Origin of the sequence: Rhodopseudomonas palustris (genome assembly GCF_034479375.1) — a bacterium.
Classification (GTDB): Bacteria; Pseudomonadota; Alphaproteobacteria; order Rhizobiales; family Xanthobacteraceae; genus Rhodopseudomonas; species Rhodopseudomonas palustris_M.
This window is the reverse complement of record NZ_CP140155.1, coordinates 3,152,216-3,178,432: the sequence shown is the minus strand read 5'-3', so window position 1 is coordinate 3,178,432 and position 26,217 is coordinate 3,152,216. Positions and strand designations below refer to the sequence as shown.

At 66.4% G+C, this 26,217-nt stretch carries 28 protein-coding genes; 15 read left to right on the top strand and 13 right to left on the bottom strand.

Annotated features, from left to right (window positions below):
- Positions 1-250: 250 nt before the first annotated feature.
- From pgeF to SR870_RS14410, 4 genes are read right to left on the bottom strand one after another with little or no spacing between them, the layout of a single operon-like run.
- Positions 251-1,018, bottom strand: coding sequence for a peptidoglycan editing factor PgeF (gene pgeF, locus SR870_RS14425; protein ID WP_322514236.1), 768 nt, complete (start codon positions 1,016-1,018; stop codon positions 251-253).
- On the bottom strand, positions 1,015-2,085 hold the full coding sequence (locus SR870_RS14420; protein ID WP_322518273.1) for a class I SAM-dependent methyltransferase: 1,071 nt from the start codon (positions 2,083-2,085) through the stop codon (positions 1,015-1,017). Before SR870_RS14420 ends, pgeF begins: the two co-directional genes overlap by 4 nt.
- A gap of 56 nt (positions 2,086-2,141) precedes the next feature.
- Complete coding sequence (gene lgt, locus SR870_RS14415) at positions 2,142-3,005, bottom strand: prolipoprotein diacylglyceryl transferase (RefSeq protein ID WP_322514235.1); 864 nt, start codon at positions 3,003-3,005, stop codon at positions 2,142-2,144.
- Positions 3,006-3,016: 11 nt separating this feature from the next.
- On the bottom strand, positions 3,017-3,757 hold the full coding sequence (locus SR870_RS14410) for a dienelactone hydrolase family protein (protein WP_322514234.1): 741 nt from the start codon (positions 3,755-3,757) through the stop codon (positions 3,017-3,019).
- Between the two features lie 201 nt (positions 3,758-3,958).
- Between SR870_RS14410 and SR870_RS14405 the strand changes: the two genes are divergently transcribed.
- From SR870_RS14405 to ychF, 4 genes are all read left to right on the top strand, one after another.
- Entirely contained in the window at positions 3,959-4,237 is a 279-nt protein-coding gene (locus tag SR870_RS14405; protein ID WP_322514233.1) for an accessory factor UbiK family protein, read from the top strand.
- A 288-nt stretch (positions 4,238-4,525) separates the two neighbouring features.
- A complete protein-coding gene (locus SR870_RS14400; RefSeq protein ID WP_322514232.1) occupies positions 4,526-5,245 on the top strand; it encodes a 50S ribosomal protein L25/general stress protein Ctc in 720 nt (239 codons plus the stop codon).
- 18 nt (positions 5,246-5,263) lie between these two features.
- The gene (pth, locus tag SR870_RS14395; protein WP_322514231.1) at positions 5,264-5,878 is read left to right on the top strand and encodes an aminoacyl-tRNA hydrolase; all 615 of its coding nucleotides are present in this window, start codon (positions 5,264-5,266) and stop codon (positions 5,876-5,878) included.
- A 126-nt stretch (positions 5,879-6,004) separates the two neighbouring features.
- Positions 6,005-7,102 carry a redox-regulated ATPase YchF gene (ychF, locus tag SR870_RS14390; protein WP_322514230.1) on the top strand — a complete coding sequence of 366 codons (1,098 nt, stop codon included), beginning with the start codon at positions 6,005-6,007 and terminating at the stop codon, positions 7,100-7,102.
- Between the two features lie 129 nt (positions 7,103-7,231).
- Here the strand turns inward: ychF and SR870_RS14385 are convergent, their stop codons facing one another.
- Complete coding sequence (locus SR870_RS14385) at positions 7,232-7,525, bottom strand: DUF4282 domain-containing protein (RefSeq protein ID WP_322514229.1); 294 nt, start codon at positions 7,523-7,525, stop codon at positions 7,232-7,234.
- 85 nt (positions 7,526-7,610) lie between these two features.
- Here SR870_RS14385 and SR870_RS14380 point away from each other — a divergent pair, with 85 nt between their 5' ends.
- The 3 genes from SR870_RS14380 (at position 7,611) to SR870_RS14370 (ending at position 8,881) form a co-directional block, all read left to right on the top strand.
- The gene (locus SR870_RS14380) at positions 7,611-8,081 is read left to right on the top strand and encodes a MaoC family dehydratase (protein ID WP_322514228.1); all 471 of its coding nucleotides are present in this window, start codon (positions 7,611-7,613) and stop codon (positions 8,079-8,081) included.
- A gap of 22 nt (positions 8,082-8,103) precedes the next feature.
- Positions 8,104-8,586, top strand: coding sequence for a MaoC family dehydratase (locus SR870_RS14375; RefSeq protein WP_322514227.1), 483 nt, complete (start codon positions 8,104-8,106; stop codon positions 8,584-8,586).
- 145 nt (positions 8,587-8,731) lie between these two features.
- Entirely contained in the window at positions 8,732-8,881 is a 150-nt protein-coding gene (locus SR870_RS14370; protein WP_322514226.1) for a hypothetical protein, read from the top strand.
- Between the two features lie 140 nt (positions 8,882-9,021).
- Here SR870_RS14370 and SR870_RS14365 read toward each other — a convergent pair whose 3' ends face one another.
- From SR870_RS14365 to SR870_RS14355, 3 genes are all read right to left on the bottom strand, one after another.
- Positions 9,022-9,474, bottom strand: a complete 453-nt coding sequence (locus tag SR870_RS14365; RefSeq protein WP_322514225.1) for a hypothetical protein — start codon at positions 9,472-9,474, stop codon at positions 9,022-9,024.
- Positions 9,475-9,643: 169 nt separating this feature from the next.
- Entirely contained in the window at positions 9,644-10,075 is a 432-nt protein-coding gene (locus tag SR870_RS14360) for a nuclear transport factor 2 family protein (protein WP_322514224.1), read from the bottom strand.
- A gap of 454 nt (positions 10,076-10,529) precedes the next feature.
- A complete protein-coding gene (locus tag SR870_RS14355; RefSeq protein WP_322514223.1) occupies positions 10,530-10,922 on the bottom strand; it encodes a hypothetical protein in 393 nt (130 codons plus the stop codon).
- A 171-nt stretch (positions 10,923-11,093) separates the two neighbouring features.
- On the opposite strand from SR870_RS14355, the gene SR870_RS14350 reads away from it, so the two are divergent.
- Both SR870_RS14350 and SR870_RS14345 read left to right on the top strand, forming a co-directional pair.
- On the top strand, positions 11,094-12,347 hold the full coding sequence (locus SR870_RS14350) for an acetyl-CoA C-acetyltransferase (protein WP_322514222.1): 1,254 nt from the start codon (positions 11,094-11,096) through the stop codon (positions 12,345-12,347).
- A gap of 144 nt (positions 12,348-12,491) precedes the next feature.
- A complete protein-coding gene (locus tag SR870_RS14345; RefSeq protein ID WP_322514221.1) occupies positions 12,492-12,971 on the top strand; it encodes a (2Fe-2S) ferredoxin domain-containing protein in 480 nt (159 codons plus the stop codon).
- An 11-nt stretch (positions 12,972-12,982) separates the two neighbouring features.
- Here SR870_RS14345 and SR870_RS14340 read toward each other — a convergent pair whose 3' ends face one another.
- The 3 genes from SR870_RS14340 to uvrB all read right to left on the bottom strand — a co-directional run bounded on the left by SR870_RS14340 (position 12,983) and on the right by uvrB (position 18,564).
- Positions 12,983-14,176, bottom strand: a complete 1,194-nt coding sequence (locus tag SR870_RS14340) for an IS481 family transposase (protein WP_322514220.1) — start codon at positions 14,174-14,176, stop codon at positions 12,983-12,985.
- 172 nt (positions 14,177-14,348) lie between these two features.
- Positions 14,349-15,413, bottom strand: a complete 1,065-nt coding sequence (locus tag SR870_RS14335; RefSeq protein ID WP_322514219.1) for a hypothetical protein — start codon at positions 15,411-15,413, stop codon at positions 14,349-14,351.
- A 79-nt stretch (positions 15,414-15,492) separates the two neighbouring features.
- Positions 15,493-18,564: an excinuclease ABC subunit UvrB gene (gene uvrB, locus SR870_RS14330; RefSeq protein WP_322514218.1), complete on the bottom strand. Its 3,072-nt coding sequence runs from the start codon at positions 18,562-18,564 to the stop codon at positions 15,493-15,495.
- 196 nt (positions 18,565-18,760) lie between these two features.
- On the opposite strand from uvrB, the gene SR870_RS14325 reads away from it, so the two are divergent.
- Together SR870_RS14325 and SR870_RS14320 are read left to right on the top strand one after the other, a co-directional pair.
- Positions 18,761-19,468, top strand: a complete 708-nt coding sequence (locus SR870_RS14325; protein ID WP_322514217.1) for a glutathione binding-like protein — start codon at positions 18,761-18,763, stop codon at positions 19,466-19,468.
- Positions 19,469-19,719: 251 nt separating this feature from the next.
- Positions 19,720-20,415, top strand: a complete 696-nt coding sequence (locus SR870_RS14320) for a glutathione S-transferase family protein (protein WP_322514216.1) — start codon at positions 19,720-19,722, stop codon at positions 20,413-20,415.
- Positions 20,416-20,455: 40 nt separating this feature from the next.
- Here SR870_RS14320 and carA read toward each other — a convergent pair whose 3' ends face one another.
- The gene (carA, locus tag SR870_RS14315; RefSeq protein ID WP_322514215.1) at positions 20,456-21,649 is read right to left on the bottom strand and encodes a glutamine-hydrolyzing carbamoyl-phosphate synthase small subunit; all 1,194 of its coding nucleotides are present in this window, start codon (positions 21,647-21,649) and stop codon (positions 20,456-20,458) included.
- A gap of 149 nt (positions 21,650-21,798) precedes the next feature.
- Between carA and SR870_RS14310 the strand changes: the two genes are divergently transcribed.
- The 4 genes from SR870_RS14310 to SR870_RS14295 all read left to right on the top strand — a co-directional run bounded on the left by SR870_RS14310 (position 21,799) and on the right by SR870_RS14295 (position 25,139).
- Positions 21,799-22,500, top strand: a complete 702-nt coding sequence (locus SR870_RS14310) for an alpha/beta fold hydrolase (protein ID WP_322514214.1) — start codon at positions 21,799-21,801, stop codon at positions 22,498-22,500.
- Positions 22,501-22,670: 170 nt separating this feature from the next.
- A complete protein-coding gene (locus SR870_RS14305; protein ID WP_322514213.1) occupies positions 22,671-23,126 on the top strand; it encodes a GatB/YqeY domain-containing protein in 456 nt (151 codons plus the stop codon).
- A 424-nt stretch (positions 23,127-23,550) separates the two neighbouring features.
- Positions 23,551-24,399 carry a DUF2189 domain-containing protein gene (locus tag SR870_RS14300; RefSeq protein WP_322514212.1) on the top strand — a complete coding sequence of 283 codons (849 nt, stop codon included), beginning with the start codon at positions 23,551-23,553 and terminating at the stop codon, positions 24,397-24,399.
- Positions 24,400-24,521: 122 nt separating this feature from the next.
- Entirely contained in the window at positions 24,522-25,139 is a 618-nt protein-coding gene (locus tag SR870_RS14295; protein WP_322514211.1) for a LysE family translocator, read from the top strand.
- 242 nt (positions 25,140-25,381) lie between these two features.
- Here the strand turns inward: SR870_RS14295 and SR870_RS14290 are convergent, their stop codons facing one another.
- Positions 25,382-26,176, bottom strand: a complete 795-nt coding sequence (locus SR870_RS14290) for an N-formylglutamate amidohydrolase (RefSeq protein ID WP_322514210.1) — start codon at positions 26,174-26,176, stop codon at positions 25,382-25,384.
- Positions 26,177-26,217: the final 41 nt, after the last annotated feature.

Below are 26,217 nucleotides of genomic sequence, written 5' to 3'. Positions count from 1 at the left end.
GTCGCGGGTGTTGCCGAGGTGAGCAGCGCGTCACCGGCGTCCGTCGGAATTGATGAAAGATTTCAGTGAATTGGCACCGTCGCCAATTACCCCGCAGCGGTCATTCCGGGGCGCGCGCAGCGCGAACCCGGAATCTGACGCTAGCGATGACGGATGCCACGCGCTTGCACGGCGAGATTCCGGGTTCGCTCGCAAGAGCGAGCGCCCCGGAATGACGGACAGGGAGTGTGTGCCGCGCGAGGCGCAAGCCTCAGCCTTCCAGCACGATGGCGTGGATCTGGCGGCCATAGTCCGGCTCGGCGCGGTGCACCGAGCGGCGGTAGCTGAAGAAGTTCTCGTCCGGATAGGTGTCGATGCCGGTGTCGTCGACCGCCGCCACGCCGGCATTCTCCAGCCGCATCCGGATGAAGCCGCCGAGGTCGAACATCGCATGGCCCGGCCGCGCCGCCGGGATGAAGAACCGGGCGTAATCGGCGTCGGCTTCGGCGAAGCGCGCGACGAATTCGGCGCCGACTTCATAGCTCGGCTGCCGGATCAAGGGGCCGATCGCCGCGATGATCCGGCCGCGCGCGGCGCCGAGGCCTTCCATCGCGTCGAGGGTTGCTTCCAGCACGCCGGTCAGCGCGCCCTTCCATCCGGCATGAGCGGCGCCGATCACCCGCGCGGTCGGGTCGGCGAACAGCACCGGTCCGCAATCCGCGGCGGTGACGCCGAGCGCCAGGCCCGGCACGGCGGTGACCATCGCATCTGCCTTCGGGCGCGCGGCACTGTCCCACGGCGTCTGCGCCACCGCGACGTCGGGCGAATGCACCTGATGGACGGTGAGGAACCGCTCCGGCGGCACCCCCATCGTCTGCGCCATCCGCCGCCGGTTCTCGGCGACATGCGCCGGATCGTCGTTCGAGCCGATGCCGCCATTGAGGCCGGCATAGATGCCCTGCGACACGCCGCCGGCGCGGCTGAAGAAGGCGTGGCGCAGGCCGGGCACGGCGGCGAGCCGCTGCGAGGCGATCGTCATGCCTTCTGTCCCTCGGCGGCGCGTTCGAGGTCGTCGCTCAGCGCCACCAGCGAGCTGATGGCCGGGTCGGACACGCCGATCACCTTGAACATCGAGCCCATCCCGCCGCGGCCTTCGCCGGTCAGCCGCTTCAGCGCGCCGGCGATGTCCTCGGACACCTGCGCGCTCGCCTTGGCCATCAGCGACAGCGCCCGGGTCTCGATCCCCAGCCGCTTGAGGAATTCGCCCTGCGTCACCGGGCCGTGCACGCGCGCGCCGATGTCCTCGGCGGCGCGGCCCAGCGCCTGGAAATCGACATGGGCGGTGAGGTCGGCGCGTCCGGGATTCTGCAGCGGATCGGCGAAGGAGTGGCGGGCGATCGCCTGGAAGGTGTCGCCGACGTCGCTGCGGACATGGCCGTAATCGATGATCAGCGCCGCACCGCTTTGGTCGCGCAGCCGCGCGGCGATCGCCATGATCTCGCTGTCCGGCCGCCATTCGAACACCGCGCCGGCCGGCGCCATCCGCACCAGCGGCGGCAGCAGCACGTCGAAGCGCGGGATCGGATCCTCGGCGATGCCGAACACCAGCTCGCCGCTGGCGCTGATCTCGACCACGCGCTCGTGCCAGCCGCCGTCGCGCTTCACCGCCTGATGGATCGGCAGCACGTCGAAATATTCGTTGGCGAGCACCACCGCGGGGCCTTCCGGCACCTCGTCGAAACGCTCGTGCCAGTGCACGTTGCGGATCCCGGCCAGCGTCGCCTGCTGCTTTTCGCGCAGCACCGGGTTGATCTCGACCAGGTGCACGCTGAGCGACTGATACAGCGGCGGCAGCACGCGCAGCGCCCGCAGCGCATCGGCGATCATCGTGCCGCGGCCGGGGCCGATCTCGACCAGCCGCAGCACGCCCGGCTCACCCACCGCCTTCCACACCGAAGCGGTCCACAGTCCGATCAGTTCGCCGAACATCTGGCTGATCTCGGGCGAGGTGGTGAAATCGCCCTCGCGGCCGAGCGGATCGCGCGACACGTAGTAGCCGTAGTCGGGATGGGCGAGGCAGATCTCCATGTAGCGCCACACCGGCATCGGGCCGGTCGACCTGATCAGCCGCTTGATCTCGGCAAGCAGCGGCGAGTCGTCGCTCACTTGGTCGCCTCGCCGGGTTTTGCGCCGGCGGGCTGCGGCGGCGCGCCGGCGCGGCGGCGCGCCGCCAGCATCACGACGATTCCGGCGATCACCATCGGCACCGACAGCAGCATGCCCATGGTCGTGCCGCCCCACAGGAAGCCGAGCTGCGGATCGGGCTCGCGGAAGAACTCGCCGATGATGCGGCCGAGCCCGTAGAAGGTGAGGAATGCGCCGATGATCAGGCCCGGCCGCTTCAATGCGCCGGCGCGGATCATCAGCGCCAGGATCAGGAACAGCGCCAGCCCCTCGAGACCGGCCTCATAGAGCTGGCTCGGATGGCGCGGCAGCGGCCCGGCATTCGGGAACACCATCGCCCACGGCACGGTGGAATCCGCCGGCCGGCCCCACAATTCGCCGTTGATGAAATTGGCGATGCGGCCGAGGAACAGCCCGATCGGCCCGACCGCGCAGGTGATGTCGCCGAGCGAGGCAATCGACACGTTGCGCTTCCAGCCGAACAGCATCACCGCGACCACGCAGCCCATGAAGCCGCCGTGGAACGACATTCCGCCCTTCCACAGCACGAAGATTTCGGCCGGGTTCGCGATGAAGAAGTCGAGATTGTAGAACAGCACGTAGCCGGTGCGGCCGCCCAGAATGATGCCGATCGTCACCCACAGGATGAAATCGTCGAACTGAACGGGCGTGATCGGCGCCGGCCCGCCCCACAGCCGCTCCCGCTGCAGCAGCATCCGGGCATACAGCCAGCCGAGCAGGATGCCGGCGATATAGGCCAGCGCATACCAGCGGATCTCGAACGGGCCGACGGCGAGCGCCACCGGATCGAACACGGGGAAGGCGATGGCGAAAAATGGCATTGTCGGTTCGCTTAACCCTGAAGCCTGCGCCGATACAACGCCAAAAGTCGTTCCCAATGCCGTTCGGCCGCGTCGCGATTGTAGACCGGCCGCTGCGGAAAGGCGAAGGCGTGCTGCGTGCCGGGATAGATTTCGACCTCGGCGTCGATGCCGTCGGCGGCGAGCGAGTCGCGCAGCGCGGCGACCATCTCCGGCGGCGCCCAGCGGTCGGTCTCGGCGCAGGCGAAATACAGTTCGCCGTCGGCCTTGCGCGCGGTGCGGTGCGGGCTGTCCGGCGCGTCGGTCATCAGATGGGTGCCGTAGATCGACGCCGCGGCCTTGACCCGGTCGGGGAAATGCGTGGCGGCGCTGATGGCGTAACGCCCGCTCATGCAATAGCCGACCGCGCCGGCCGGGCCCTTGCTGGCGGCGGGCTGCATCGCCGCGAAGTCGAGCAGCGCCTTGGCGTCCTGCATCACCATCGCGATGGTCAGCGAGCCCATCAATTCGTACATCCGCTTGCGTTCGGGCGCCTCGTCGTCGGCGGGGATCGGGCCGAGCTCGAATACGCCGGAGCGGTAATACAGGCTCGGCAGCATCACATAATAGCCGCAGGTCCCGAGCCGCCGCGCCATTTCGCGCAGTTCCTCGCGGATGCCCGGCGCATCCATGAAGAACATCACCACGGGATGCGGACCGTTGCGTTCGGGATGGGTGATGAAGGTGCTGACGCGGCCGTCGAGGGTCGGGATGTCGATCTGATGCTCGATCATGCGGACGATCGGTCCTCTCGAATGGGGCCTTGCGATGCCGCCGGGAACATCGCAAGGAATGCCGACGCTGACAAGGCGGCGGAGACGCCGCGCAGGCGCCTTGAAGTGCGCCGCCGCCATCGCCATTGTTTCGTCCAGGCTGGTTTCGACCGGCACGCGTTTCGACTGCAACCTCGCGCCAAGCGACCCGGAGTTCTCGACATGACCCAGACCAACAACCGGATTTTCGACGAGATCGGTCGTCTGATGAACGACGCCGCCGGCGCGGCGCAGGGCGTCAAGCGCGAGGTCGATTCGGTGGTGCGCAGCCAGGCCGAAAAGATCCTGCGCGACCTCGACATCGTCAAGCGCGAGGAATTCGAGGCGGTCAAGGACATGGCCCGGCTCGCCCGCGAGGAGAACGAAGCCCTCAAGGCGCGGATCGCGGCGCTCGAAGCCAAACTCGGCGGCGGCTCCGAGCCCCCGACCGCGATGGCGTGAGCATCAGCCCCTCATGGTGAGGAGGCCGCGAAGCGGCCGTCTCGAACCATGAGGCGGCACGGACTGTCCTCGCAGCCATCCTTCGAGACGCCCGGCTGCGCCGGGCTCCTCAGGATGAGGCAGTGCAGGGGAATCGCGAGGGTATGGCCCCCGATTTCCTTGTCATTTGCGCCCTTTGCGGCTAGAAACCCGGCACGACCGCGGCCCCCGCACCCCTGGAGGCTTGCCGCGGCGTTCGCATGGGCCGCGTTGCGGCCTTTAACTTTTTACAGATCAAGGACTTAAACGATGGCGACCGTCATGGAATTCAAGGCGACCGCACGTCCGAAGAGCGGCAAGGGGGCCGCCCGGGCAGAGCGTCGCGCCGGCCGAGTGCCCGGAGTGATCTACGGAGACAACAAGCCCCCGCTGCCGATCTCGGTCGAGGACAAGGACCTGCGCCTGCGGATTCAGGCCGGCCGCTTCCTCACCACGATCTTCGACGTCGTTCTCGACGGCCAGAAGCACCGTGTGATCCCGCGCGACTATCACCTCGACCCGGTCAAGGATTTCCCGGTCCATGTCGACTTCCTGCGGCTCGGCGAAGGCGCGACCATCCGCATCAGCGTGCCGCTGCATCTGAAGGGCCTCGAAACCGCGCCCGGCGTGAAGCGCGGCGGCACCTTCAACATCGTCACCCACACCGTGGACCTCGAGGCTCCGGCCGACGCGATCCCGCAGTTCATCGAGGCCGACGTCTCGACGCTCGACATCGGCGTGTCGCTGCATCTGTCGGACATCGCGCTGCCCAAGGGCGTCAAGTCGGTGTCGCGCGAAGACGTCACGCTGGTCACCATCGTGCCGCCGTCGGGCTTCAACGAAGAAGCGGCGGCGCCCGGTGCTGCGCCTGCGGCTGCTGCCGCGGCTCCTGCCGCCAAGGCTGGCGCGGCCAAGGCTCCGGCGGCTGCGGCTCCCGCCGCCAAGGCCGGCGCGGCCAAGGCTCCGGCGGCTCCGGCCAAGAAGAAGTAATCCGCGGGACGCCGCGGCATGCGCTTGTTTGTCGGGCTGGGCAATCCCGGGACGAAGTACCGGGACAACCGGCACAACATCGGGTTCATGGTCATCGACGAGATCGCACGGCGTCATGGCTTCTCGCCATGGCGCCGTCGCTTTCAGGGCGAGACCGCCGACGGCACGCTGGACGGCGAGCGGATCACGCTGTTGAAGCCGCTCACCTACATGAACGAGTCCGGCCGCGCCGTGCAGGAAGCGACGAGCTTCTACAAGATCGGGCACGGCGAGGTCGCGGTGTTCCACGACGAGATCGAACTGCCGCCGGCGAAAGTGCGGGTCAAGGTCGGCGGCGGCATCGCCGGGCACAACGGCCTGCGCTCGATCTCGGCGCATATCGGCAACGATTATCTGCGGGTGCGGCTGGGCGTCGGCCATCCCGGGGTGAAGGACATGGTCCACGGCCACGTGCTCGGCGATTTCGCCAAGAGCGAGCGGCCCTGGGTCGAGGCGCTGTGCGAGATCGCCGCCGACAATGCCGGCCTGATCGCCAAGGGCAAAGACGCCACCTTCGCCAACAAGGTGCATCTGGCGATGCAGGCCAGGGGATTTTTGGATAACGAGAAGGGCGCGGTCGGCAACAAACAGTAATGCCGTCATCGCCGGGCTCGACCCGGCGATCCATCTTCTTCGCAAGGAGATGGATACGCGGGTCAAGCCCGCGTATGACGTCACGTTTCGATGCCGCGCTGTGCGCTTCAATAGTCAGGGCTGATCATGGGCTTCAAATGCGGGATCGTCGGACTGCCGAATGTCGGCAAGTCGACGCTGTTCAATGCGCTGACCGAGACCGCGGCGGCGCAGGCGGCCAACTATCCGTTCTGCACCATCGAGCCGAATGTCGGCGAGGTGGCGGTGCCGGATCCGCGGCTCGACAAGCTCGCCGAAGTCGGCAAGTCGCAGCAGATCATTCCGACGCGGCTGACCTTCGTCGACATCGCCGGTCTCGTGAAGGGCGCCTCCAAGGGTGAGGGCCTCGGCAACCAGTTCCTCGCCACCATCCGCGAGGTCGACGCCATCGCCCATGTGGTGCGCTGCTTCGAGGACGGTGACATCACCCATGTCGAGGGTCGGGTCGCGCCGATCGCCGACATCGACACCATCGAGACCGAGCTGATGCTCGCCGATCTCGACAGCCTCGAGAAGCGCGTCGACAACCTCACCAAGAAGGCCAAAGGCGGCGACAAGGATTCCAAGGAACAGCTCGAACTGGTCCAGCGTGCACTGCTGCTACTGCGCGAGGGCAGGCCGGCGCGCTTCCTCGAGCGCAAGCCGGAGGAAGAGCGCGCGTTCCGCATGCTCGGGCTGCTGACCTCGAAGCCGGTGCTGTACGTCTGCAACGTCGAGGAGGGCTCCGCCGCCGAGGGCAACGCGTTCTCGCAAGCCGTGATGGCGCGCGCCAAGGAAGAAGGCGCGGTCGCGGTGGTGATCTCCGCCAAGATCGAATCCGAGATCGCGACGCTGTCGCGCGTCGAGCGCGTCGATTTCCTCGATACGCTCGGGCTGCACGAGGCCGGGCTCGACCGGCTGATCCGCGCCGGCTACGAGCTGCTGCACCTGATCACCTATTTCACCGTCGGCCCGAAGGAAGCCCGCGCCTGGACCATCACCAAGGGCACCAAGGCGCCGCAGGCCGCCGCCGTGATCCACACCGATTTCGAGAAGGGCTTCATCCGCGCCGAAACCATCGCCTATGACGACTATGTCGGGCTCGGCGGCGAAGCCGGCGCCCGCGACGGCGGCAAGCTGCGGCTCGAAGGCAAGGAATACGTCGTCGCCGATGGCGACGTGATGCATTTCCGATTCAATACGTGAGGTCGGCACGCGCTTCTGAGTTCGTCATTCCGGGGGTGCTCACGAAGTGAGCGAACCCGGAATCTCTCTCAGATCATCTCGGGATTCCGGGTTCGCGCTACGCGCGCCCCGGAATGACCCCGAGAGGGCTCACCTGAATCCCTGCTGATCGCGGATCGCGCCGAGATGTTCGTTGATGCGGAACACGATCAGGATGAACTCGGCGACGATGCGGGTGAAGACGATGCCGACCAGGATCGAGGCGAGGCTCGCCAGCACCAGGATGAAACCGCCGAACGGCGACACCGCCATCGCCGCGAGACCGGAGAACACGCCCGAAATTCCGAACAGCACCGTCAGCGCGATCACCAGCCAATAGAACGGCTTGATGATGGTCGGCGTGATGAAACGGTCCCATTGGAACAGGTCGCGAAAATTGAACATCTATGATCTCCCCAGCAGCCCCCGGATCGTGGCTTGTGATTGCCGCCAATAACGGCCACAATCGGGCCTCCCGCCAGCAAATGCCATGACCCTCCTCAGCTTCGAAGATTTCCCCCCCGGCCATTTCGGCCGCTTCGGTCCTCGCCGCGTCACGCGCGAGGAGATCGTCGCGTTCGCCGCCGAATTCGATCCGCAGCCGATGCATCTCGACGAGCGCGCTGCCTCAGCGTCGATGCTGAAGGGGCTGTCCGCCTCCGGCTGGCATCTGTGCTCGATCATGATGCGGATGATGTTCGACGGCTACATTAAGAACACCGCCTCGCTCGGCTCGCCCGGCGTCAACGAGATGCGCTGGATGGCGCCGCTGCGTCCCGGCGATGATCTCACCGTCGAGGTCGATGTGGTCGCGGCGCGGGTGTCGAACAGCCGGCCGGATACGGGCATCGTCACCTTCAAGTGCCACGTCCGCAACGGCAAGGGCCAGATGCTGTGCGAGATGGTGTCGCCGATCATGATCCGGCGCCGCGAAGCGGCCGCCGCGACCGAAGCCAACTAGCGAGAAAAGCCGAGACCAGCCGATGCGTTTTCTCGAAGACATGCGGGTCGGCCAGCGCCGCGAAATCGGCGCTTACACTTTCACGGCCGAAAACATCGTCGCTTTCGCCGAGCAATTCGATCCGCAGCCGTTTCATCTCGACGAGGAGGCCGGCCGCAATTCGCTGTTCGGCGGCCTCGCCGCGTCCGGCTGGCACATCGCCTCGGCCTGCATGCGGCTGCTGGTGCTGGAGCGCCAGCAGGAGGCGGCCGCGGAGGCCGCGCGCGGCGAGCCGGTCGCGGTGTGGGGCCCGTCGCCGGGCTTTCGCGATCTGCGCTGGATCAAGCCGGTGCTCGCCGGCGACACCATCACCTACGCGAATGTGGTCGAATCGGTGCGGCCGTCTGATTCGCGCCCGGAGTGGGGAATCATCCAGGCCCGCAACACCGGCACCAATCAGCGCGGCGAACTGGTGTTCTCGTTTCTCGCGACGGCCTTCGTGCCGCGGCGTGCGGCGGCCGAGTGAGGCGCGCGCGCAACAGCCGTCGGCATTTTAACCTAATGCGAGGTTTTTCGGGGAGACGGGCCCGGAACGGCCACGTTATTAAGACGTTGTGAACCCTGCAGGGGCATTGCTCGACACACCGGCAGGGCAAGGGGACGAGAATACGATGGCGGACCAGGTAGGACTCAAGTGGGTGGGCTTCATCTTCGCCACCATCACTCTGGCGGTGATCGTCACCACCGGCATGGTAGTGAAGGGCTATGCGGACGGCGCCTATTCGTTCGACGCGCCGACCGTCACGACCTCGAGCCGCTGAGCCGGCAGGTCGCCTGAGCGCGCTCCGCGCCGCTCGTTAACACCTCCTTAACCAGCTCCTATCCCAAACGAAAAATGCAGCCACCTCGCGATGGCTGCATTCGATTCGGCGTGTCGTGTTTCAGCGCTGGCGCAGCAGGCTCAGCCGTTGCGCAGGTTCTCGGCCGAGCGCTTCCACTGCGAAACGTTGTCGGCGATCATACGGGTCGACTTCATCGCCTGCTGGCTGAGCTGGGCGTAGCCCGAGATCTCGCGCTGGACGCGCTGGCCTTCGGCATGCAGCAGGTCGCGCAGCGCTTCCAGTTCGCCGATCAGGTTCTCGATCTCGGCGAGCGAGGTGCCGGCGACGCGCTGGATCAGCGAATTGACGTTGGAGACGGTGGCCTCCGCGCTGGCGTCGAGCGACGGCGTGGGCGACGACGCGGTCGTGGACGCCGGCGTCTCGGTGCCGCTCAGCGTGCCCGGCGACGGCCGGCGCAGATAGGCGATGTCGTTGCGGACGAAGTCGCGGATACCGGCTTCGACTTCGGAGACCGCAGCGAGATTCTCGTCGGTCTCGGGCGTGTCGAGTTTCTCGGATGGAATGGCATTCATCGGCTGTTCCCTTGGTGAGCGTCGAGCAGCGCGGTGTGTCCCCCGCACGCCATTTGCGCAGCTATCAGTGCAGCGCATTTTGACCGCATCGCGGCCAATCTGCGGCGGCCACCCGGTGTTTCCACGAATTCGCTAACCAAGTCCTAACAGCCGCCGCCGGAGCGTGCGCTCAGGCGATCCGCGGCAGGTCGATCGGATGGCCGATCGCCTGTTCGACCAGGTCGAACGTGTCGATCAGGATCCGCATGCTGACCAGCTTGCCGCCCCTGAACTGCGCGAATTGCGCCATCCGCAGGCTGATCGGCTTGTTGGTATCGAGCGCGGTCAGCGAGTAGCGGACCATCGACGCCGAGGTGTCGACGCCGAGCATGATCGCCTCGCGATCGTAGCGATGGATGCGGATGTTGTCGGCGATCTGCCGGCAGACCTCGATCACCGCGGCCTTGCCGTGGCGCGCGCCGAAGAACGGAAACATGTCGATCGGGCCATAGATCGCCCAATCGACGTCCTCGTCGATGATATTCGCCAGGTCATCAAGACGGCGTTCGTTGAGCGCGCGATGCAAAGCGCGCGAGAAACGCCAGAGGCTGTGCTCTGTCATGAAGCTGTCCGGGTCATGAAAACTGGAGTTACGCTGAGCCAGCGGCGCCAAGGCGACATCGATGTCGCCACGCCCTTTGCTGTGCCAATACGAACGAATTAGAACCATTTGATGAAAATTGCAACTACTTTTTGTGCGGTGCACAAAAAGTAGCAGGATGATATTTCAGCCCGAAACATCGGCAGAAACAGGCGCTGTGGGCTCGCGGCCATCTTGTTTGTGTACAAATGACTCGGGTTCTGCTCCGGGGCGCGGTTCCGTCGCCTCGTCGCAACCCCGACCCGCGGAAACCGGCCCGGTGGGCGGGGTCCGCTCACCAAGAGTTGACTGCCGGTCGCCGTCCGGGCTCGCGCAGAGGCGCTGGGCGCGCTGGCGTCGCGGCCGACCGAATCCGCGCGCGCCGGCACAGCAGGCGGGTCGCCGCAGGCCGTGCGCGCTGGTCGTGTCGAACTACTCAGGCCTTCGCTTTGCCCGCCTTGCGCTTCGCCGGCGTCTTGCCGGGCTTCGGCCTGGCGGCCTTCGCGGCGCCGGCCGCGGCCGCGGCCTTCTTCGCCGCCGCCTTGCTATCCGCTGCCGCCGCCGCCGCGGTCTCGGCCGCCTTGCGCATCGCGCGCGCGTAGGAGTCCGCTGCATTATCGGCCGCGACCTGCAGCCGCTTCGCCGCGGCGAGGCCTTGCTCCATCGCCGCCTTGGCGAGCTCCTTGGCGCGCGCCTTGCCGGCGGCGTCCTTGGCCCTGGCGGCGAGGCCGAGATAGTGATCGCGCCGCGCCTTCACCGCGCCGGTGAGCGTCTTGTTCTGCTGCTTCGCAAGCTGCCGGATGATGCCATCCAGATCGGCGTCGGCCATTCCTGTAGTCCCCCAGATCAACGAACATTCGTTGCGGCGGAATATGCGGGGCCGCGCGGCGAATGGCAATTCGCCGCGCAGGGCGCATCGGCGCGCGGCGGGCTTGACTTCGTGATCCGCTCGGACAATCTCGCCGCCAATAAATCTCAAGAACCCTGGGAGAACAAGAAAATGGCCGACGCCTACATCATCGACGCAGTCCGCACCCCCCGCGGGATCGGCAAGGTCGGCAAGGGCAAACTCGCGGAGATGCATCCGCAACATCTCGCCGCCGCCGTGCTGAAGGCGATCGCCGAACGCAACAAGCTCGACACCGCCGAAGTCGACGACATCATCTGGTCGACCTCGACCCAGCGCGGCAAGCAGGGCGGCGACCTCGGCCGCATGGCGGCGCTCGACGCCGGCTACGACATCAAGGCCTCCGGCACCACGCTCGACCGCTTCTGCGGCGGCGGCATCACCGCGGTGAACTTCGCAGCGGCGCAGATCATGAGCGGCATGGAAGACGTGGTGATCGCCGGCGGCACCGAAATGATGTCGCTGACCGCCTCGATGGCCGCCGAGGACATGGCGGCCGGCAAGCCGCCGCTCGGCATGGGCTCGGGCAATGTCCGCCTCGCCAAGCTGCATCCGCAGTCGCATCAGGGCATCTGCGGCGACGCCATCGCCAGCATGGAAGGCATCAGCCGCGAGGCGCTCGACGCGCTGGGGCTGGAAAGCCAGCGCCGCGCCGCGATCGCCATCAAGGAAGGCCGCTTCGACAAGAGCATCATCCCGGTCAAGGACGACGACGGCAACGTCGTGCTGGCCAAGGACGAATATCCGCGCCCGGAGACGACCGCCGAAGGCCTCGCCGCGCTGAAGCCGGCCTTCACCGCGATCGCCGACTATCCGCTCGACGACAAGGGCACGACCTATCGCAAGCTGATCAACCAGAAGTACCCGGACGTCGAGATCAAGCACGTCCACCACGCCGGCAATTCCTCGGGCGTGGTCGACGGCGCCGCCGCGGTGCTGCTGACCTCGAAGGCCTATGCCGACAAGCACGGGCTGAAGCCGCGTGCGAAGATCGTGGCGATGGCCAATATCGGCGACGACCCGACGCTGATGCTGAACGCCCCGGTGCCGGCGGCGAAGAAGGTGCTGGCGAAGGCCGGGCTCACCAAGGACGACATCGATCTGTGGGAGATCAACGAAGCCTTCGCCGTGGTCACCGAGAAGTTCATCCGCGACCTCGATCTCGATCGTGACAAGGTCAACGTCAACGGCGGCGCGATCGCGCTCGGCCACCCGATCGGCGCCACCGGCGCGATCCTGATCGGCACCGTGCTCGACGAACTCGAACGCCGCGGCCTGAAGCGCGGCCTGGTCACGATGTGCGCGGCGGGCGGCATGGCCCCCGCGATCATCATCGAGCGGGTGTGAGCTGAGGGGACGACGTCGCACGGCGCGGCGGCATTGCGTGGTCCGCGCGGCGTTGACGAACTGAACTGACTGAAAAGGGCGGCGCCGCACGCGCCGCCCTTTTGTTTGCCCCGAATTGTTTGCTCCGAACTTCGCCACGTCGTCATGGCCGGGCTCGACCCGGCCATCCACGTCCTTCTTGCCATCCACGTCTTTCTCGCGTCCTCGTGGATGCCCGGCACAAGGCCGGGCATGACGGGGAGACGCAAGGAAAACTCGCGGGTTTCACTGCGTTCGACCCATCCCACAACTCGCGATCGTCCCTATATGGCGATCATGCCCCCGAAATCCGCTCCCACCATCCTCCGCCCCAAACGCCCGCCGCCGGTGCTGATCTGCGGCAAGTGCCTGTCCCGCATCAAGGACGGCAAGAAGCTCAAGCAGGCGCTGAAGGCCGAGCTGAAGAGCCACGCCGCCGCGCGCGGCGGCAAGCGCGCCAGGCTGGTCACCACCGGCTGCCTCGGCATCTGCCCCAAACGCGCCGTGGTCACCGCCAGCGCGGCGACGCTGGCGCGAGGGGAGTATGTGCTGGTGGAGGACGCAGAGGGGGCAGGGGAGGCGGTGGGCATTGTTCAACCGGCATGATTCCCGACACTTTAGACCGGGATGATTGTCGACAGGTCTTTGTCCGCGTGTTGCGGCGCGTAGCGCAGCCCCTCTCGGGGCGGAGCGAAGCGACGGAACACGCGGAGGCGATCGATCAGGCCGATGTCGTAATGGCAGAACCGCACGATCTGGTCGCCGTTGTCGAGTTCGGCGATGCCGATCGGTTCTCCGATCAGCGCCTCGCTGATGAAGATGCGCTCGCCGTGCCACATGATCTCGCCGGAGCTGCGGACCCGCCGCACCTCGTGGTCGGCGTCGTACCAGGGGTCCGCGATCCGGTCCGGCATCTGCCGCGTCGAGACGGTGTAGAGTTCGGCCGGCGGTCGCTGGCCGAGCGCCTCGTGCGGGCGCTCCCGATTGTAGTGATCGCGGAAGGCATCGAAGCGGGACTGCTGCTGGGTCGCCGTGGCCGCCGGCGGGCGCGAGGTCTGTGCCTTCAGGGTCCGATGCATCCGCTCGTGACGGCCGTTCTCCTGCGGCGAGGCTGGATGCACGAAATGCGGCTCGATCCCGAGCTTGAGCCACCAGGCCGACAGCCGGGTCAGCCCGCAGGCGCCGGTCGAACCGAACGGCGAGCCGTTGTCGCAGCGGATCGCCCGCGGCAGGCCATGGCGGCGGAAGGCATCGAGAAACAACGGCATCGTGGCGTCGATGGTTTGCGGCGTGATGGCGATGTCGAACAGATAGCGGCTGAAACCGTCGGTCAGCGTCAAGGGATCGATCCGGGTGCCGTCGCGGGTCCGAAACCAGCCCTTGAAGTCGGCCGCCCATTCGTCGTTCGGCGCGCTCACCGCTGCAAACGGTCGTTGCTGAGCCAGCGCCGGCCGCCGCCGCCTGACCGGCGCGATCAGCCCGGCCTGCTTCAACAATCCGCCGATCGTCGAGGCCGAAGGCCACGCGTTCTCCGGATGCTTGCGCCGCAGGATCGCCAGAAGCTTGCGCGGACCCATGTGCGGAAACCGGCGCCGCAGATCGACGATCGTCGCAACCAGTGCGGCATCGGTCCGCTGCGGGCAATGATGCGGAGCATGCGAGCGGTCCACGAACCAGTCCTCGGCCCCGCTGTCCCGACGCCGCCGCCACTCGTAGAACGTGTCTCGACTGACCCCGTAGCGCCGGCACAGATCCGACACGCTCCAATGGCCGCTCGCATGCTCCGACAGCATCCGCACCCGCTGTTCCATCCGACAGGTCTCCACAAAAGGCATCGGCGGTCCTCCCTCCGATGCAGTGTGAACTGTCGACAATCACCCCGGTCTGAACTGTCAGGAATCTATCCGGTCCGTACCCATATTGCTCACCGCCGATTGATCCTGTCTGCCTCCGCTTGGACGGACATCCAGCCCTCTATTCGATCTACAACTTCACCAACACGGTGAACGATTTCAGTACCTCAGTCGAAAGCTGGAGCGCTCCGAGCGCTGCGCTCGGGTCCTTGGCGACCAACTTCGTGAGCATGCCGTTGGTGAAACTTGCCGTCGTCGAATTGCTGACGAACGCTCGCCTGTTGAAGTAAAGCACCCCTTGATGCGGCCCTGGAGCCACGACAGTCTCCACAGTCTCAGCCGGCAGGGTCTTTGCGCGTGGACGCGTGAGGCTCGCGGAGATCTTCAGTTCACGGCCTGTCGCTGTCCGGAAGCACACCGCGTTGGTCGGACAAATGCGCGGTTGATCTTGGTAATAGAGGGCTGTCGCGGGGTAAGCTGCCGCCGGCAGGGACACTTGGGTCGGGATGGCACCCTTCTTGCCGATATTCACATCGGTGATCGAGATGCTCAGTTCGCAAGTTTCGCTCGACTTTTCCTTTTCCGGTCTGCTGTCGCCCACTGCCGGGGTCGCCTTCAGTGTGAGTGGTTTAGTGGGTTTGTGATGGTCCCCGGCGCTCCCATACGTCAGATCGAACGTTGCCTGAACGGCAGCTTTGGGGCAGTTCGGTGGTGGTGGAAGCGGCGGAGTCTCCTTCGACCCAAGGGGGGCCTCGAGGAACGTACTGAACTGGCCCTTCTGAACTTCTCTTTGCAAAGTGCTGAACTGTTGTGCGACTTCAGCCACAGCCTTGACGATCTCTTTTGTTTGGTCGGTCGTCGTAGTGGATACCGATTTGAGTAGTCCGTTCGGATCGATTTCGATTGTGACTTCGTCGTTGGACATATCGCTGTGCCGGTACAGCACGCTTTCCCGATGTTTAAGGTCAGGAAGGATTTTAGGGGTCGAGGATAGGGTTATCGTTTCCGACTGAGGATCGTAGCTGGCCGTTGCCGTCAACTCGCCCCTAGGCAGGAAATAGGCCATGTAGGCGCCGTCGAACGCCTCATCCAGCGGCGCGGAGTTCGATCCCTCAACGACTTGACCGCCGACACAGCCAGCGCAAGCGCCCGAAAAAACAGCCGTAAAGGCAAATGATTTCAAGTTGATACTCATCTATGCCCCACTAATTGATTGTTAAAATACAATTAGTGAAGCATAGAGTCAGACGGGTGCATAGTCCTCGCTTGACAAGCTACCTCTTCTTCCACCCGCCCCGATGCCCCGGCGCCCCGCCGCTCGAGCGCGGGGCGGGGCCGAATTCCGGCCCCGACTCGCGGCTGTTGGTCGGCTGGAAGATCCTGCTCTCGGTGCCCGGGCCCATCTCGTCGAGCGTCGGTTTGCGCGGCTTGCTCCGCTGCACTTTCTTGACTTCGTGCCAGCCGGCGATGCCCATTTCGTCGAGGTCGGGTTTGTGCACCTTGCTGCGCGGGGTGTTGTTGCCGCCGCGTTCGGTCGAGAGTTTCGGCAGGTTGGCGGAGGCGCCGAACTGTTTGTCGCCCTTGTAGCTCCCCGCCTTGGCGGCGACGCCGCGCTGCTTCACCGTCGGGTCGTCGCTCACCGCCAGTTCGGTCGCGCGCAGGCGTTTGACTTCGTCGCGCAGTCGCGCGGCTTCCTCGAAGTTGAGGTCGGCGGCGGCCTCGCGCATCCTGGTTTCGAGGTCGGCCAGCACCGCCCCGAAATTGTGCCCGATCACCGCGGCGTCGTCGGTGAAGCCCGAGCCCTTGCCGTCGCCGATCTCGACCAGCACGTGGTCGCGCTCGTACACCGAGCCGAGAATATCTCCGATCGACTTCTTGATGCTCTCCGGGGTGATGCCGTGCGCGGTGTTGTATTCGATCTGCTTCTCGCGGCGGCGACCGGTCTCGTCCATCGCGCGCTGCATCGAGCCGGTGACGTGGTCGGCATAGAGGATCACCTTGCCGTCGACGTTGCGCGCGGCGCGGCCGATGGTCTGGATCAGCGAGGTCTCGCTGCGCAGGAAGCCCTCCTTGTCGGCGTCGAGGATCGCCACCAGCGCGCATTCCGGAATGTCGAGGCCTTCGCGCAGCAGATTGATGCCGACCAGCGCGTCGAACGCGCCGAGCCGCAGGTCGCGGATGATCTCGATCCGCTCGATGGTGTCGATGTCCGAATGCATGTAGCGCACGCGGATTCCCTGCTCGTGCAGGAACTCGGTGAGGTCTTCGGCCATCCGCTTGGTCAGCACGGTGATCAGGCTGCGATAGCCGGCATTGGCGGTGGCGCGGACTTCGCCGACGAGGTCGTCGACCTGGGTGCGCGCCGGGCGGATGTCCACCGGCGGATCGATCAGCCCGGTCGGGCGGATGACTTGTTCGACGAACACGCCGCCCGATTCGTTCAGCTCCCACGCCGCCGGCGTCGCCGACACGGCCACGCTCTGCGGCCGCATCATGTCCCATTCCTCGAACCGCAGCGGCCGGTTGTCCATGCAGGACGGCAAGCGGAAGCCGTATTCGGCCAGCGTCGCCTTGCGCCGGAAGTCGCCTTTGAACATGCCGCCGATCTGCGGCACGGTGACGTGGCTCTCGTCGGCGAACACCAGCGCGTTGTCGGGCACGTATTCGAACAGCGTCGGCGGCGGCTCGCCGGGGCGGCGGCCGGTGAGATAGCGCGAGTAGTTCTCGATGCCGGCGCAGCTTCCGGTCGCTTCCATCATCTCGATGTCGAACGAGGTGCGCTGCTCCAGCCGCTGCGCTTCCAAGAGGCGGCCCTGCGCGTGCAACTGGTCGAGCCGCCATTTCAACTCGCTCTTGATCGACTTGATCGCCTGGATCAGCGTCGGCCGCGGCGTCACATAGTGCGAATTGGCGTAGATCTTGACGAATTCCAGCTCGTCCTGCTTGTGGCCGGTGAGCGGGTCGAATTCCTCGATAGCTTCGACCTCGTCGCCGAACATCTTCACCCGCCAGGCGCGATCCTCGTAGTGCGCCGGGAAGATGTCGATGACGTCGCCGCGCACGCGAAACGTGCCGCGGGTGAAGTCGGCTTGCGTGCGCTTGTATTGCAGCGCCACCAGATCGGCGATCAGCGCGCGCTGGTCGATCCGCTCGCCCTTCTTCAGCGCGAAGGTCATCGCCGTGTAGGTCTCGACCGAGCCGATACCGTAGATGCACGACACCGAGGCGACGATGATGACGTCGTCGCGCTCCAGCAGCGCGCGCGTCGCCGAATGCCGCATCCGGTCGATCTGCTCGTTGATCGAGGAGTCCTTCTCGATATAGGTGTCGGTGCGCGGGACGTAGGCTTCCGGCTGGTAGTAGTCGTAATACGAGACGAAATACTCGACGGCGTTGTCGGGGAAGAAGCTCTTGAACTCGCCGTAGAGCTGCGCCGCCAGCGTCTTGTTCGGCGCCAGGATGATCGCGGGGCGCTGCGTCGCCTCGATCACCTTGGCCATGGTGTAGGTCTTGCCCGAGCCGGTGACGCCGAGCAGCACCTGGGTGCGATCGTTGCGGGCGATGCCTTCGACCAGTTCCTTGATGGCGGTCGGCTGGTCGCCCTTCGGCTCGTAGTCCGACTTGATGACGAAGCGCACGCCGCCTTCGGATTTCTCCGGCCGCGGCGGCCGGTGCGGCACCCACAGCTTGACGTTGCCGTCGTCGCCCTTGAATTCCGGACGCCCCTCGCGGATCAGCGCCTCCAGCGCCTCGGCGGTGGCCTGCACCCCGAGCGCCTCCATCTTGTTGCGCGGCGGCCGCGCCATCGCGGCCGCGTCGTCCTCCTCGGTCGGCAGCCCGAGCTGCCGCGCCAGTTCCGGATCCAGCGTCGGGATGGTGGCGGCGGTGCCGTAGGTCGCTTGCGGGGCTTCAGCGAAGCCTTGACCAAACCCTTGCCCGTTGCCCCCCACTCCTGACCCCTCCTCGCGAGGGGGAGGGGAGGATTGCGGCGAGGCCGTGCTCTCTTCTCCCTCCCCCCTTGCGGGGGAGGGGCGGGGTGGGGGGGAAGCCGCGGGTGCGGCGCTGTTGATCTGCGATGCGCTCCCCTTCGCCGTCGACGCCCGGCCGCGATGCACCGCGGCTTCGCCGCCGGTGCGGCGGTCGCGTGAATTGTCCGGCGGCTGCTGCAGCCCGGTGCCCGAGCCCATCCCGGCGTCGCCGCGATTGATCGCCGGGTTGAGCAGCTCCGCCAACGCCGGCCCGATCGGCTTGACGTCGGGGCGATGCGCCTTGGATTTCGGGGCTTTGGACGACGATCTGGCTTTCGCCGCGCCAGGCTTGTTCGGGGAATCGGGGGATTTGGCCATGGGCCGAATATGGGACCGACGGCGGCGGGTGAAAAGGGCGGGAGGTGACGCGCAGCCGTGTATTCGCGGGACGCAATGCAAGGCTGCAGCCTCTCATGCGGCGCCGATGGTTCCCGCCCATTGACATCACGCGGCGTTCCGTCAAAGTCCATGCAACCGCATCAACTTTGCCAGCGTCAGCCACAGGAAACGCCCGATGATCGACCTGTACTACTGGACCACGCCGAACGGCCACAAGATCACGATGTTCCTGGAGGAGGCGGGGCTCGATTACAAGATCGTGCCGGTGAACATCGGCAAGGGCGATCAGTTCCAGCCGGACTTCCTGGCGATCGCGCCGAACAACCGGATGCCGGCGATCGTCGATCATGCGCCTGCCGGCGGCGGCAAGCCGCTGTCGGTGTTCGAATCCGGCGCGATCCTGCTGTATCTCGCCGACAAGACCGGGCGCTTCCTGCCGAAGGACCTGTACGCGCGCAACGACGCGCTGCAATGGCTGTTCTGGCAGATGGGCGGGCTCGGCCCGATGGCCGGGCAGAACCATCATTTCAACGTCTACGCGCCCGAGAAAATCCCCTACGCCATCAATCGCTACGTCAACGAGACCAACCGGCTCTACGGTGTGCTCAACAAGCGCCTCGCCGACCGCGACTTTCTCGCCGGGGAGTATTCGATCGCCGATATGGCGAGCTATCCGTGGATCGTGCCGTACAAGAACCAGAGCCAGAACATCGACGATTTCCCGCATCTGAAACGCTGGCTCGAGGCGATCGCCGCGCGCCCGGCGACCGTGCGTGCCTACGCCAAGGCCAAGGAGGTCAACCCCGATTTCGGCCAGCCGACGATCCGCACCGAGGAAGAAAAGAAGCTGCTGTTCGGCCAGACCGCGGCGGTGGTGAAGTAATTGGTGTCGTCATTCCGGGGCGCGCGCAGCGCGAACCCGGAATCCCGAAGTTCAGATCACCGCGAGATTCCGGGTTCGCCGCTGCGCGGCGCCCCGGAATGACGGCCGTCGTATCACCAATCCCGTCATGCGCGGGCTTGACCCGCGCATCCATCCTCTTGAAGAGATGGATCGCCGGATCAGGTCCGGCGATGACGACGCGAAGTGGGGCGAGCGCCCACGACCATCAGCGAGACCCGAGGACACGCATCATGACCCTCAAACTCTTCGAACTGGTCGGCGCCGATGCGACGCGGCCGTTCTCGCCGTATTGCTGGCGGATCCGGATGGCGCTGGCGCACAAGGGGCTCGCCGCCGAGACCATCCCGTGGCGCTTCACCGAGACATCGGCGATCGCGCCGTACAGTTCCGAGAAGGTGCCGGTGCTGCTCGACGGCGACAAATCCGTCTGCGACTCCTGGGCGATCGCGAATTATCTCGAAGATACCTACCCCGACCGGCCATCGCTGTTCGGTGGCGACGGCGGCCGCGCGATGGCGCGGATGCTGAACGCCTGGGGCGATCCGGCGATCGTCGGCGGCATCTTTCCGCTGATCATCGCCGACATCGTCCAGCGGCTCGGTCCGGACGACGCCGCGTATTTCCGCAAGAGCCGCGAGGCGCGCTTCGGCAAGACGCTGGAGGAGATCGCGAGCACGCGCGACAGCGCGGTCGAAGGCTTCCGCAAGTCGCTCGACCCGCTGCGGCTGACGCTGAAGACGCAGCCCTTCATCGGCGGCGCTGCGCCCAACTACGCGGATTACATCGTGTTCGGTGGCTTCCAGTGGGCCCGCGCCGTCAGCGATTTCGCGCTGCTGAAGCCCGACGACCCGGTCCACGCCTGGCGCGACAGATTGCTCGACGCGTTCGGCGGCCTGGCGCGAAACTCGGGCGGCTATCCGGTGTGAGCGCCGCCGTCGTCGTCAGAGACGGCGGCGAGTTCCCGCCCTACGCCGCGCTCTTCTTCGCCCGCATCAGGTCCGAGAACCGGCGGAACAGATAGTGCGAGTCGCGCGGGCCGGGTGAGGCTTCGGGGTGGTACTGCACCGAGAACACCGGCCGGTCGGCCAGCGCGATGCCGCAGTTCGAATCGTCGAACAGCGACACATGCGTCTGCTGGACGTTGGCCGGCAGCGTCGTCTTGTCGACCGCGAAGCCGTGGTTCATCGAGGTGATCTCGACCTTGCCGGTGGTGAGATCCTTGACCGGATGATTGGCGCCGTGGTGGCCCTGATGCATCTTCACGGTCTTGCCGCCGAGCGCGAGGCCGAGCATCTGGTGCCCGAGACAAATGCCGAAGGTCGGCACGCCGGAATTGATCACCTGCTGGATCACCGGCACCGCATATTTGCCGGTCGCCGCCGGATCGCCCGGGCCGTTCGACAGGAACACGCCGTCCGGCTTCAGCGCCAGGATGTCGTCGGCCGACGTGGTCGCCGGCACCACCGTGACCTTGCAGCCTTCGCCGGCGAGCAGCCGCAGGATGTTGCGCTTGACGCCGTAGTCGATCGCGACGACGTGGAACTCCGGCTTGTCCTGCCGGCCGAAGCCCTCGCCCCAGGCCCACGGCGTCTCGTCCCAGTCGAAGCGCTGGCCGGAGGTCACCATCGGCACCAGGTCCATGCCCTCGAGGCCGGGCCATTCGCGGGATTCTTCCTTCAGCGCATGCAGGTCGAATTTGCCGTCCGGCGCATGGGCGATCACCGCGTTCGGCATGCCCTTGTCGCGGATCAGCGCGGTCAGCGCGCGGGTGTCGATGCCCGACAGGCCGATGATGCCGCGCGCCTTCAGCCAGGCGTCGAGATGCCGCGACGAGCGATAGTTCGACGGGTCGGTGATGGCGTCGCGCAGGATCACGCCGCGCGCACCCGGCGTCGCCGCCATGTTCACCGTCTCGATATCCTCGTCGTTGGTGCCGACATTGCCGATATGCGGGAAGGTGAAGGTGATGAGCTGCCCGGCATAGGACGGATCGGTGAGGATCTCCTCATAGCCGGTCATCGCGGTGTTGAAGCAGACCTCGCCGACGGCGTGGCCCTCCGCGCCGAGGCCGAAGCCTTCGAACACGGTGCCATCGGCGAGCACGAGCAGCGCGGTCGGTTTATGGTCCGGCCAGGCGGGATTGGATGCTGAATTGGTCATGAGCGCATTACATAGTCTCGACGGTTGCGTCCGTCAAAGCGCCGAACCGGGCAATTCGTTCGGTTTTCGACGATATTTGACAGGGGATTTTCGCTGTCTAGTTTCGTGACGGGCCGCGCGGGACGGATTCGTGCGCCGGGGGAGGTTTCATGGACACTTCGTTGCCGATCGTGCTGATTCCGGGGCTGGGCGGCTCGCCGCGGATCTACGCCCCGGTGCTGCCGGCGTTGTGGGCGTTCGGCCCGGTGACGGTCGCCAACCATATCCGCGACGACAATATGCCGGCGATCGCCCGCCGGATCCTGGCCGAGGCGCCGCCGCGCTTCGCGCTGGCCGGGCATTCGATGGGCGGCTACATCGCCTTCGAGATCATGCGGCAGGCGCCGGAGCGGGTGGCGCGGCTCGCCTTGATTAACACCCAGGCGCGGCCGGACAGCGACGAGGCCAAAGAGCGCCGCACCCGGCAGATCGCGCAGGCCGAATCCGGCCAGCTTCATGCGGTGCTCGACGTGCTGTATCCGGGCTTCGTGCATCCGGCGCGCCGCGAGGATCACGCCTTGCAGCGCATCGTCCACGAGATGGGCGACGATGTCGGCGCCGCCGGCTTCGTCCGCCAGCAGCGGGCGATCATCGCCCGCGCCGATTCGCGCCCCACCCTGGGGACGATCCGCTGCCCGACTCTGGTGATCTCCGGCGACTCCGACGCCACCATTCCCAACAGCCTGTCGCAGGAGATGGCGGACGGCATTGAAGGCGCCCGACTTGTGATCATCCCGGATTGCGGTCACCTGCCGCAGATCGAGCAGCCGGCCGACACGGCCGCCGCGCTGGTGGACTGGCTGAGGAACTAGTGTTGTTTCAGGGCCGGAGACGGCCTACATCAGGCGCGACCGACCGTCCCCTCGTCATTGCGAGGAGCGCAGCGACGAAGCAATCCAGAGCCCCGGATGCGGAGCCCTGGATTGCTTCGCTTCGCTCGCAATGACGGTGAAGTCGAGGACGACATCTCAAGGAGCCCGACATGCTGCGCGACGATATCAACAACGCCGTCAAGGACGCGATGCGCGCCAAGGACGAGCGCAAGCTCTCGACGCTGCGGATGATGAATTCGACCATCAAGAACGCCGACATCGAGGCGCGCGGGCAGGGCAAGCCGCCGCTGTCCGACGGCGATCTGCTCGGCGTGTTCCAGAAGATGATCAAGCAGCGCCAGGAATCGGTCGAGCTCTACGACAAGGGCGGCCGCGCCGAGCTGGCCGATCAGGAGCGCGCCGAGATCGCGGTGATCCAGGCCTATCTGCCGCAGCAGATGTCCGAGGACGACGTCAAGGCCGCGATCGCCGCAACCATCACCGAAACCGGCGCCGCCGGCATCAAGGACATGGGCAAGGTGATCGCCGCCCTGAAGGCGAAATACGCCGGCCAGATGGATTTCGGCAAGGCCGGCGGTTTGGTCAAGGCGGCGCTGACGGGTTAGCGCACGCGATCAAGCCCGCGCGGTTGCGCCTGCCCCAACCGCCGTCATTCCGGGGCGCGGGCGCCAGCTCGCGAACCCGGAATCCAGAAGTTGCTTGACGAGGCGGCCCCGACAAACAGCTCGAGAGTCCGGGTTCGCCGCTCCGCGGCGCCCCGGCATGACGACGAGCGCGGGTGAAGGTGAACTCGTCGCGGTGACGTGAGGCGCGACCGCCGCACCGCAATTGCGAACCGCCGCCGCCGAAGTAATCGCTGCATCGCACCTCGATCATGCTGCGATGCGACGAAGACGCCACGCGGATGCGTGCGCGCAGGCGTGATCAGTTCCATGTACGATCGTGATTGACGGCGAACGCGACTGCGCGCCTAATCGACGCAACTAACAACAAGCGAACATCGCAACAATTGACCAGGGAGGAGCGACCATGTCGATCTCCGGTAAGGTTGATCCCGTCGTGCGGAGCGTCAGCTTCGCCGACATCGCGGATGCGTTCGGCCAGGGCCTGCGCGATTTCCAGGCCGCGCCGTTGTACGGCCTCGCCTTCGGCGCGTTCTACGCCGCCGGCGGCGTGCTGATCCTGCTGTGTCTCACCGCGCTGCACATGGTGTATCTGGCCTATCCGCTCGCCGCCGGCTTCGCGCTGATCGGGCCGTTCGTGGCGCTCGGCCTGTACGAAGTCAGTCGCCAGCGCGAGGCCGGCAAGCGGCCGTCGCCGATGCAGATCGTCGGGCTGATCCGCAGCCGCGGCGAGCTCGGCTGGATGGCGTTCGTCACGCTGTTCCTGTTCGTGATCTGGATGTACCAGGTCCGCCTGCTGATCGCGCTGTTCCTCGGCGTCAGCGCCTCGTTCGGCAGCCTGCAGGAATTCATCTCGGTGGTGCTGACGACCAATGAAGGGCTGGTGTTCCTCGCCGTCGGCAATTGCGTCGGCGCGGCGCTGGCGCTGGTGCTGTTCTCGCTGACCGTGGTGTCGTTTCCGCTGCTGCTCGACCGCGACGTCGATTTCGTCACCGCGATGCTGACCAGCGTCCGCGCTGTGGTGACGAGCCCGGGGCCGATGATCGCCTGGGCCGCGGCGATCGTGCTGCTGCTGGCGGTCTCGGCGCTGCCGTATTTCCTCGGCCTCGTCGTGACGCTGCCGATCCTCGGCCACACCACTTGGCATCTGTATCGCAAGATCGTCGCCCCGGTCGCCGCCGAGATGCCGGAGACGATGCCCGAGAGGGCAGCGGACAACGTGCTGACGTTGCCGCAGGCCGCGACGCGCAACTGACGCGGCGCGCAGCCTGTCTGCGCCGCGGCGCGCTCCGGGCGTGACGATCTCGGGTCGGCTCGCCTTGCGGCCGCGTCGCTGCTATCCTTCGCGCCGAAATCCGGTCGCGAATGGGAATGCCGATGTCGCTCGAACTGTATCTCACCTATGTCGGCGCCTGCATCGTGCTGGCGCTGCTGCCGGGGCCGGTGGTGACGCTGGTGATCGCCAACGGCCTGCGCCACGGCACCCGCGCCGCGTTGGCCAACATCGCCGGCGCGCAGCTCGGCCTCGGCCTCGTCATCGCCCTGGTGGCGGCCGGCCTCACCACGCTGATGGCGACGATGGGCTATTGGTTCGACTGGCTGCGCCTGCTCGGCGCCGCCTATCTGGTGTGGCTCGGCATCGGCCTGATCCGCAATCCGGTGCAGGGCGTGGCGACCGACGCGCCGCCCCCGCCGCCGCGCGGCGGTTTCTTCCTGCAGGGGCTGGTGGTGCTGCTGGCCAATCCGAAGGTGCTGGTGTTCTTCGGCGCGTTCATTCCGCAATTCGTCGATCTGCAGCGCGATCACGTCCCGCAGGTGGCGCTGCTCGGCGCGACCTTCATGGCGATCGTCGCGGTCACCGACGCGGTCTACGCGCTGCTGGCGGGGCGCGCGCGGACGATGTTCTCGGCGCGCCGCACCCGGCTGCTGTCGCGGATCTCGGGCGGCTTCATGATCGGCGGCGGCGTCTGGCTCGCGCTCAGCCGGGCGAAATAGGGCGACGTCATTCCGGGGCGCTCGCGACAGCGAGCGAACCCGGAATCTCGAGGTTGCCCGGGGATCGGATTCCGGGTTCGCCGCTGCGCGGCGCCCTGGAATGACGGGGAGAGCGGTAGTAGAACCGTAGGGTGGGTTAGCGCGCAGCGCGTAACCCACCGATCGCGCGTGCCGACAGAGAGACGATGGGTTACGGCGCAAGAGCGCCTAACCCATCCTACGGTCTCGGATGCGCGATTTGATTACTTGATCGCCTGCCGCGCCCGCAGCACCCCTTCGATCGCGGTGAGCACCCGCGCCAGCCGCTCGGCCCATTCGGCCTGGCCGGTCTCGTCGATGATCTGGTCCTGGCGGATTTCGATGCCGGAATTGATCAGGCCGCGCGCCTCGCCGTGCACCGGGATCGCGTAGTCGGTGCCGTCGCTGACCGCATAGGGCTGGTTGTCGCCGACCACGAGGCCGTCCTCGCGGCGCAGTTCGGCGAGCAGCAGCGGCGGCAGAACCTCGTCGTGCTGATACAGCGTGCCGATGTGCCAGGGCCGCGCCATGCCGTGATACACCGGCGTGAACGAATGCAGCGCCAGCAGGATGGTCGGCCGTCCGGCGGCGAGGCGTGCGTCGATCGTGGCCTCGATCCGCGCATGATACGGATCGAAGATCAGCCGCCGGCGCTCCTCGGCCTGCTCGCGCGTCAGCCCGTCATTGCCGGGAATCGTGGTGGTCTCGCTGACCAGCGGGATCGAGCTCTCGGCGCTCGGCGGGCGGTTGCAGTCGATCACCAGCCGCGAATAACGCTGCGCGATCAGATGCGCGCCGAGCGCATCGGACAACCGCTCGGCGACGCCGGCGATGCCGACGTCCCAGGCGATGTGGCGGGTGAGTTCGGCTTCGGGCAGGCCGAGATCGCCGAGCTGCGGCGGGATCTTGCGGCCGTAATGGTCGCAAACCAGCAGAAACGGCGACGCTCCCGCCGGATTTCGCTCGATGACCGGAACCTGTCCGTCCTCGAGGCGTAGGGAATCATTCGCGCCGCTCATGTCTGCAATGCCCATCAAATCAGCAGTTCGCCCCCAACAAC

Coding starts and splice junctions, on each gene's coding strand:
- SR870_RS14350 (WP_322514222.1), top strand. CDS start 11,094: ATGGCCGACGCCTACATCATCGACGCAGTCCGCACCCCCCGCGGGATC.
- SR870_RS14380 (WP_322514228.1), top strand. CDS start 7,611: ATGACCCTCCTCAGCTTCGAAGATTTCCCCCCCGGCCATTTCGGCCGC.
- lgt (WP_322514235.1), bottom strand. CDS start 3,005: ATGCCATTTTTCGCCATCGCCTTCCCCGTGTTCGATCCGGTGGCGCTC.
- SR870_RS14360 (WP_322514224.1), bottom strand. CDS start 10,075: ATGACAGAGCACAGCCTCTGGCGTTTCTCGCGCGCTTTGCATCGCGCG.
- SR870_RS14335 (WP_322514219.1), bottom strand. CDS start 15,413: ATGAGTATCAACTTGAAATCATTTGCCTTTACGGCTGTTTTTTCGGGC.
- SR870_RS14320 (WP_322514216.1), top strand. CDS start 19,720: ATGACCCTCAAACTCTTCGAACTGGTCGGCGCCGATGCGACGCGGCCG.
- SR870_RS14340 (WP_322514220.1), bottom strand. CDS start 14,176: ATGGAACAGCGGGTGCGGATGCTGTCGGAGCATGCGAGCGGCCATTGG.
- carA (WP_322514215.1), bottom strand. CDS start 21,649: ATGACCAATTCAGCATCCAATCCCGCCTGGCCGGACCATAAACCGACC.
- ychF (WP_322514230.1), top strand. CDS start 6,005: ATGGGCTTCAAATGCGGGATCGTCGGACTGCCGAATGTCGGCAAGTCG.
- SR870_RS14420 (WP_322518273.1), bottom strand. CDS start 2,085: ATGCCGGTGTGGCGCTACATGGAGATCTGCCTCGCCCATCCCGACTAC.
- SR870_RS14375 (WP_322514227.1), top strand. CDS start 8,104: ATGCGTTTTCTCGAAGACATGCGGGTCGGCCAGCGCCGCGAAATCGGC.
- pth (WP_322514231.1), top strand. CDS start 5,264: ATGCGCTTGTTTGTCGGGCTGGGCAATCCCGGGACGAAGTACCGGGAC.
- SR870_RS14300 (WP_322514212.1), top strand. CDS start 23,551: ATGTCGATCTCCGGTAAGGTTGATCCCGTCGTGCGGAGCGTCAGCTTC.
- uvrB (WP_322514218.1), bottom strand. CDS start 18,564: ATGGCCAAATCCCCCGATTCCCCGAACAAGCCTGGCGCGGCGAAAGCC.
- SR870_RS14405 (WP_322514233.1), top strand. CDS start 3,959: ATGACCCAGACCAACAACCGGATTTTCGACGAGATCGGTCGTCTGATG.
- SR870_RS14410 (WP_322514234.1), bottom strand. CDS start 3,757: ATGATCGAGCATCAGATCGACATCCCGACCCTCGACGGCCGCGTCAGC.
- pgeF (WP_322514236.1), bottom strand. CDS start 1,018: ATGACGATCGCCTCGCAGCGGCTCGCCGCCGTGCCCGGCCTGCGCCAC.
- SR870_RS14310 (WP_322514214.1), top strand. CDS start 21,799: ATGGACACTTCGTTGCCGATCGTGCTGATTCCGGGGCTGGGCGGCTCG.
- SR870_RS14295 (WP_322514211.1), top strand. CDS start 24,522: ATGTCGCTCGAACTGTATCTCACCTATGTCGGCGCCTGCATCGTGCTG.
- SR870_RS14290 (WP_322514210.1), bottom strand. CDS start 26,176: ATGAGCGGCGCGAATGATTCCCTACGCCTCGAGGACGGACAGGTTCCG.
- SR870_RS14370 (WP_322514226.1), top strand. CDS start 8,732: ATGGCGGACCAGGTAGGACTCAAGTGGGTGGGCTTCATCTTCGCCACC.
- SR870_RS14325 (WP_322514217.1), top strand. CDS start 18,761: ATGATCGACCTGTACTACTGGACCACGCCGAACGGCCACAAGATCACG.
- SR870_RS14345 (WP_322514221.1), top strand. CDS start 12,492: ATGGCCGGGCTCGACCCGGCCATCCACGTCCTTCTTGCCATCCACGTC.
- SR870_RS14305 (WP_322514213.1), top strand. CDS start 22,671: ATGCTGCGCGACGATATCAACAACGCCGTCAAGGACGCGATGCGCGCC.
- SR870_RS14355 (WP_322514223.1), bottom strand. CDS start 10,922: ATGGCCGACGCCGATCTGGATGGCATCATCCGGCAGCTTGCGAAGCAG.
- SR870_RS14365 (WP_322514225.1), bottom strand. CDS start 9,474: ATGAATGCCATTCCATCCGAGAAACTCGACACGCCCGAGACCGACGAG.
- SR870_RS14400 (WP_322514232.1), top strand. CDS start 4,526: ATGGCGACCGTCATGGAATTCAAGGCGACCGCACGTCCGAAGAGCGGC.
- SR870_RS14385 (WP_322514229.1), bottom strand. CDS start 7,525: ATGTTCAATTTTCGCGACCTGTTCCAATGGGACCGTTTCATCACGCCG.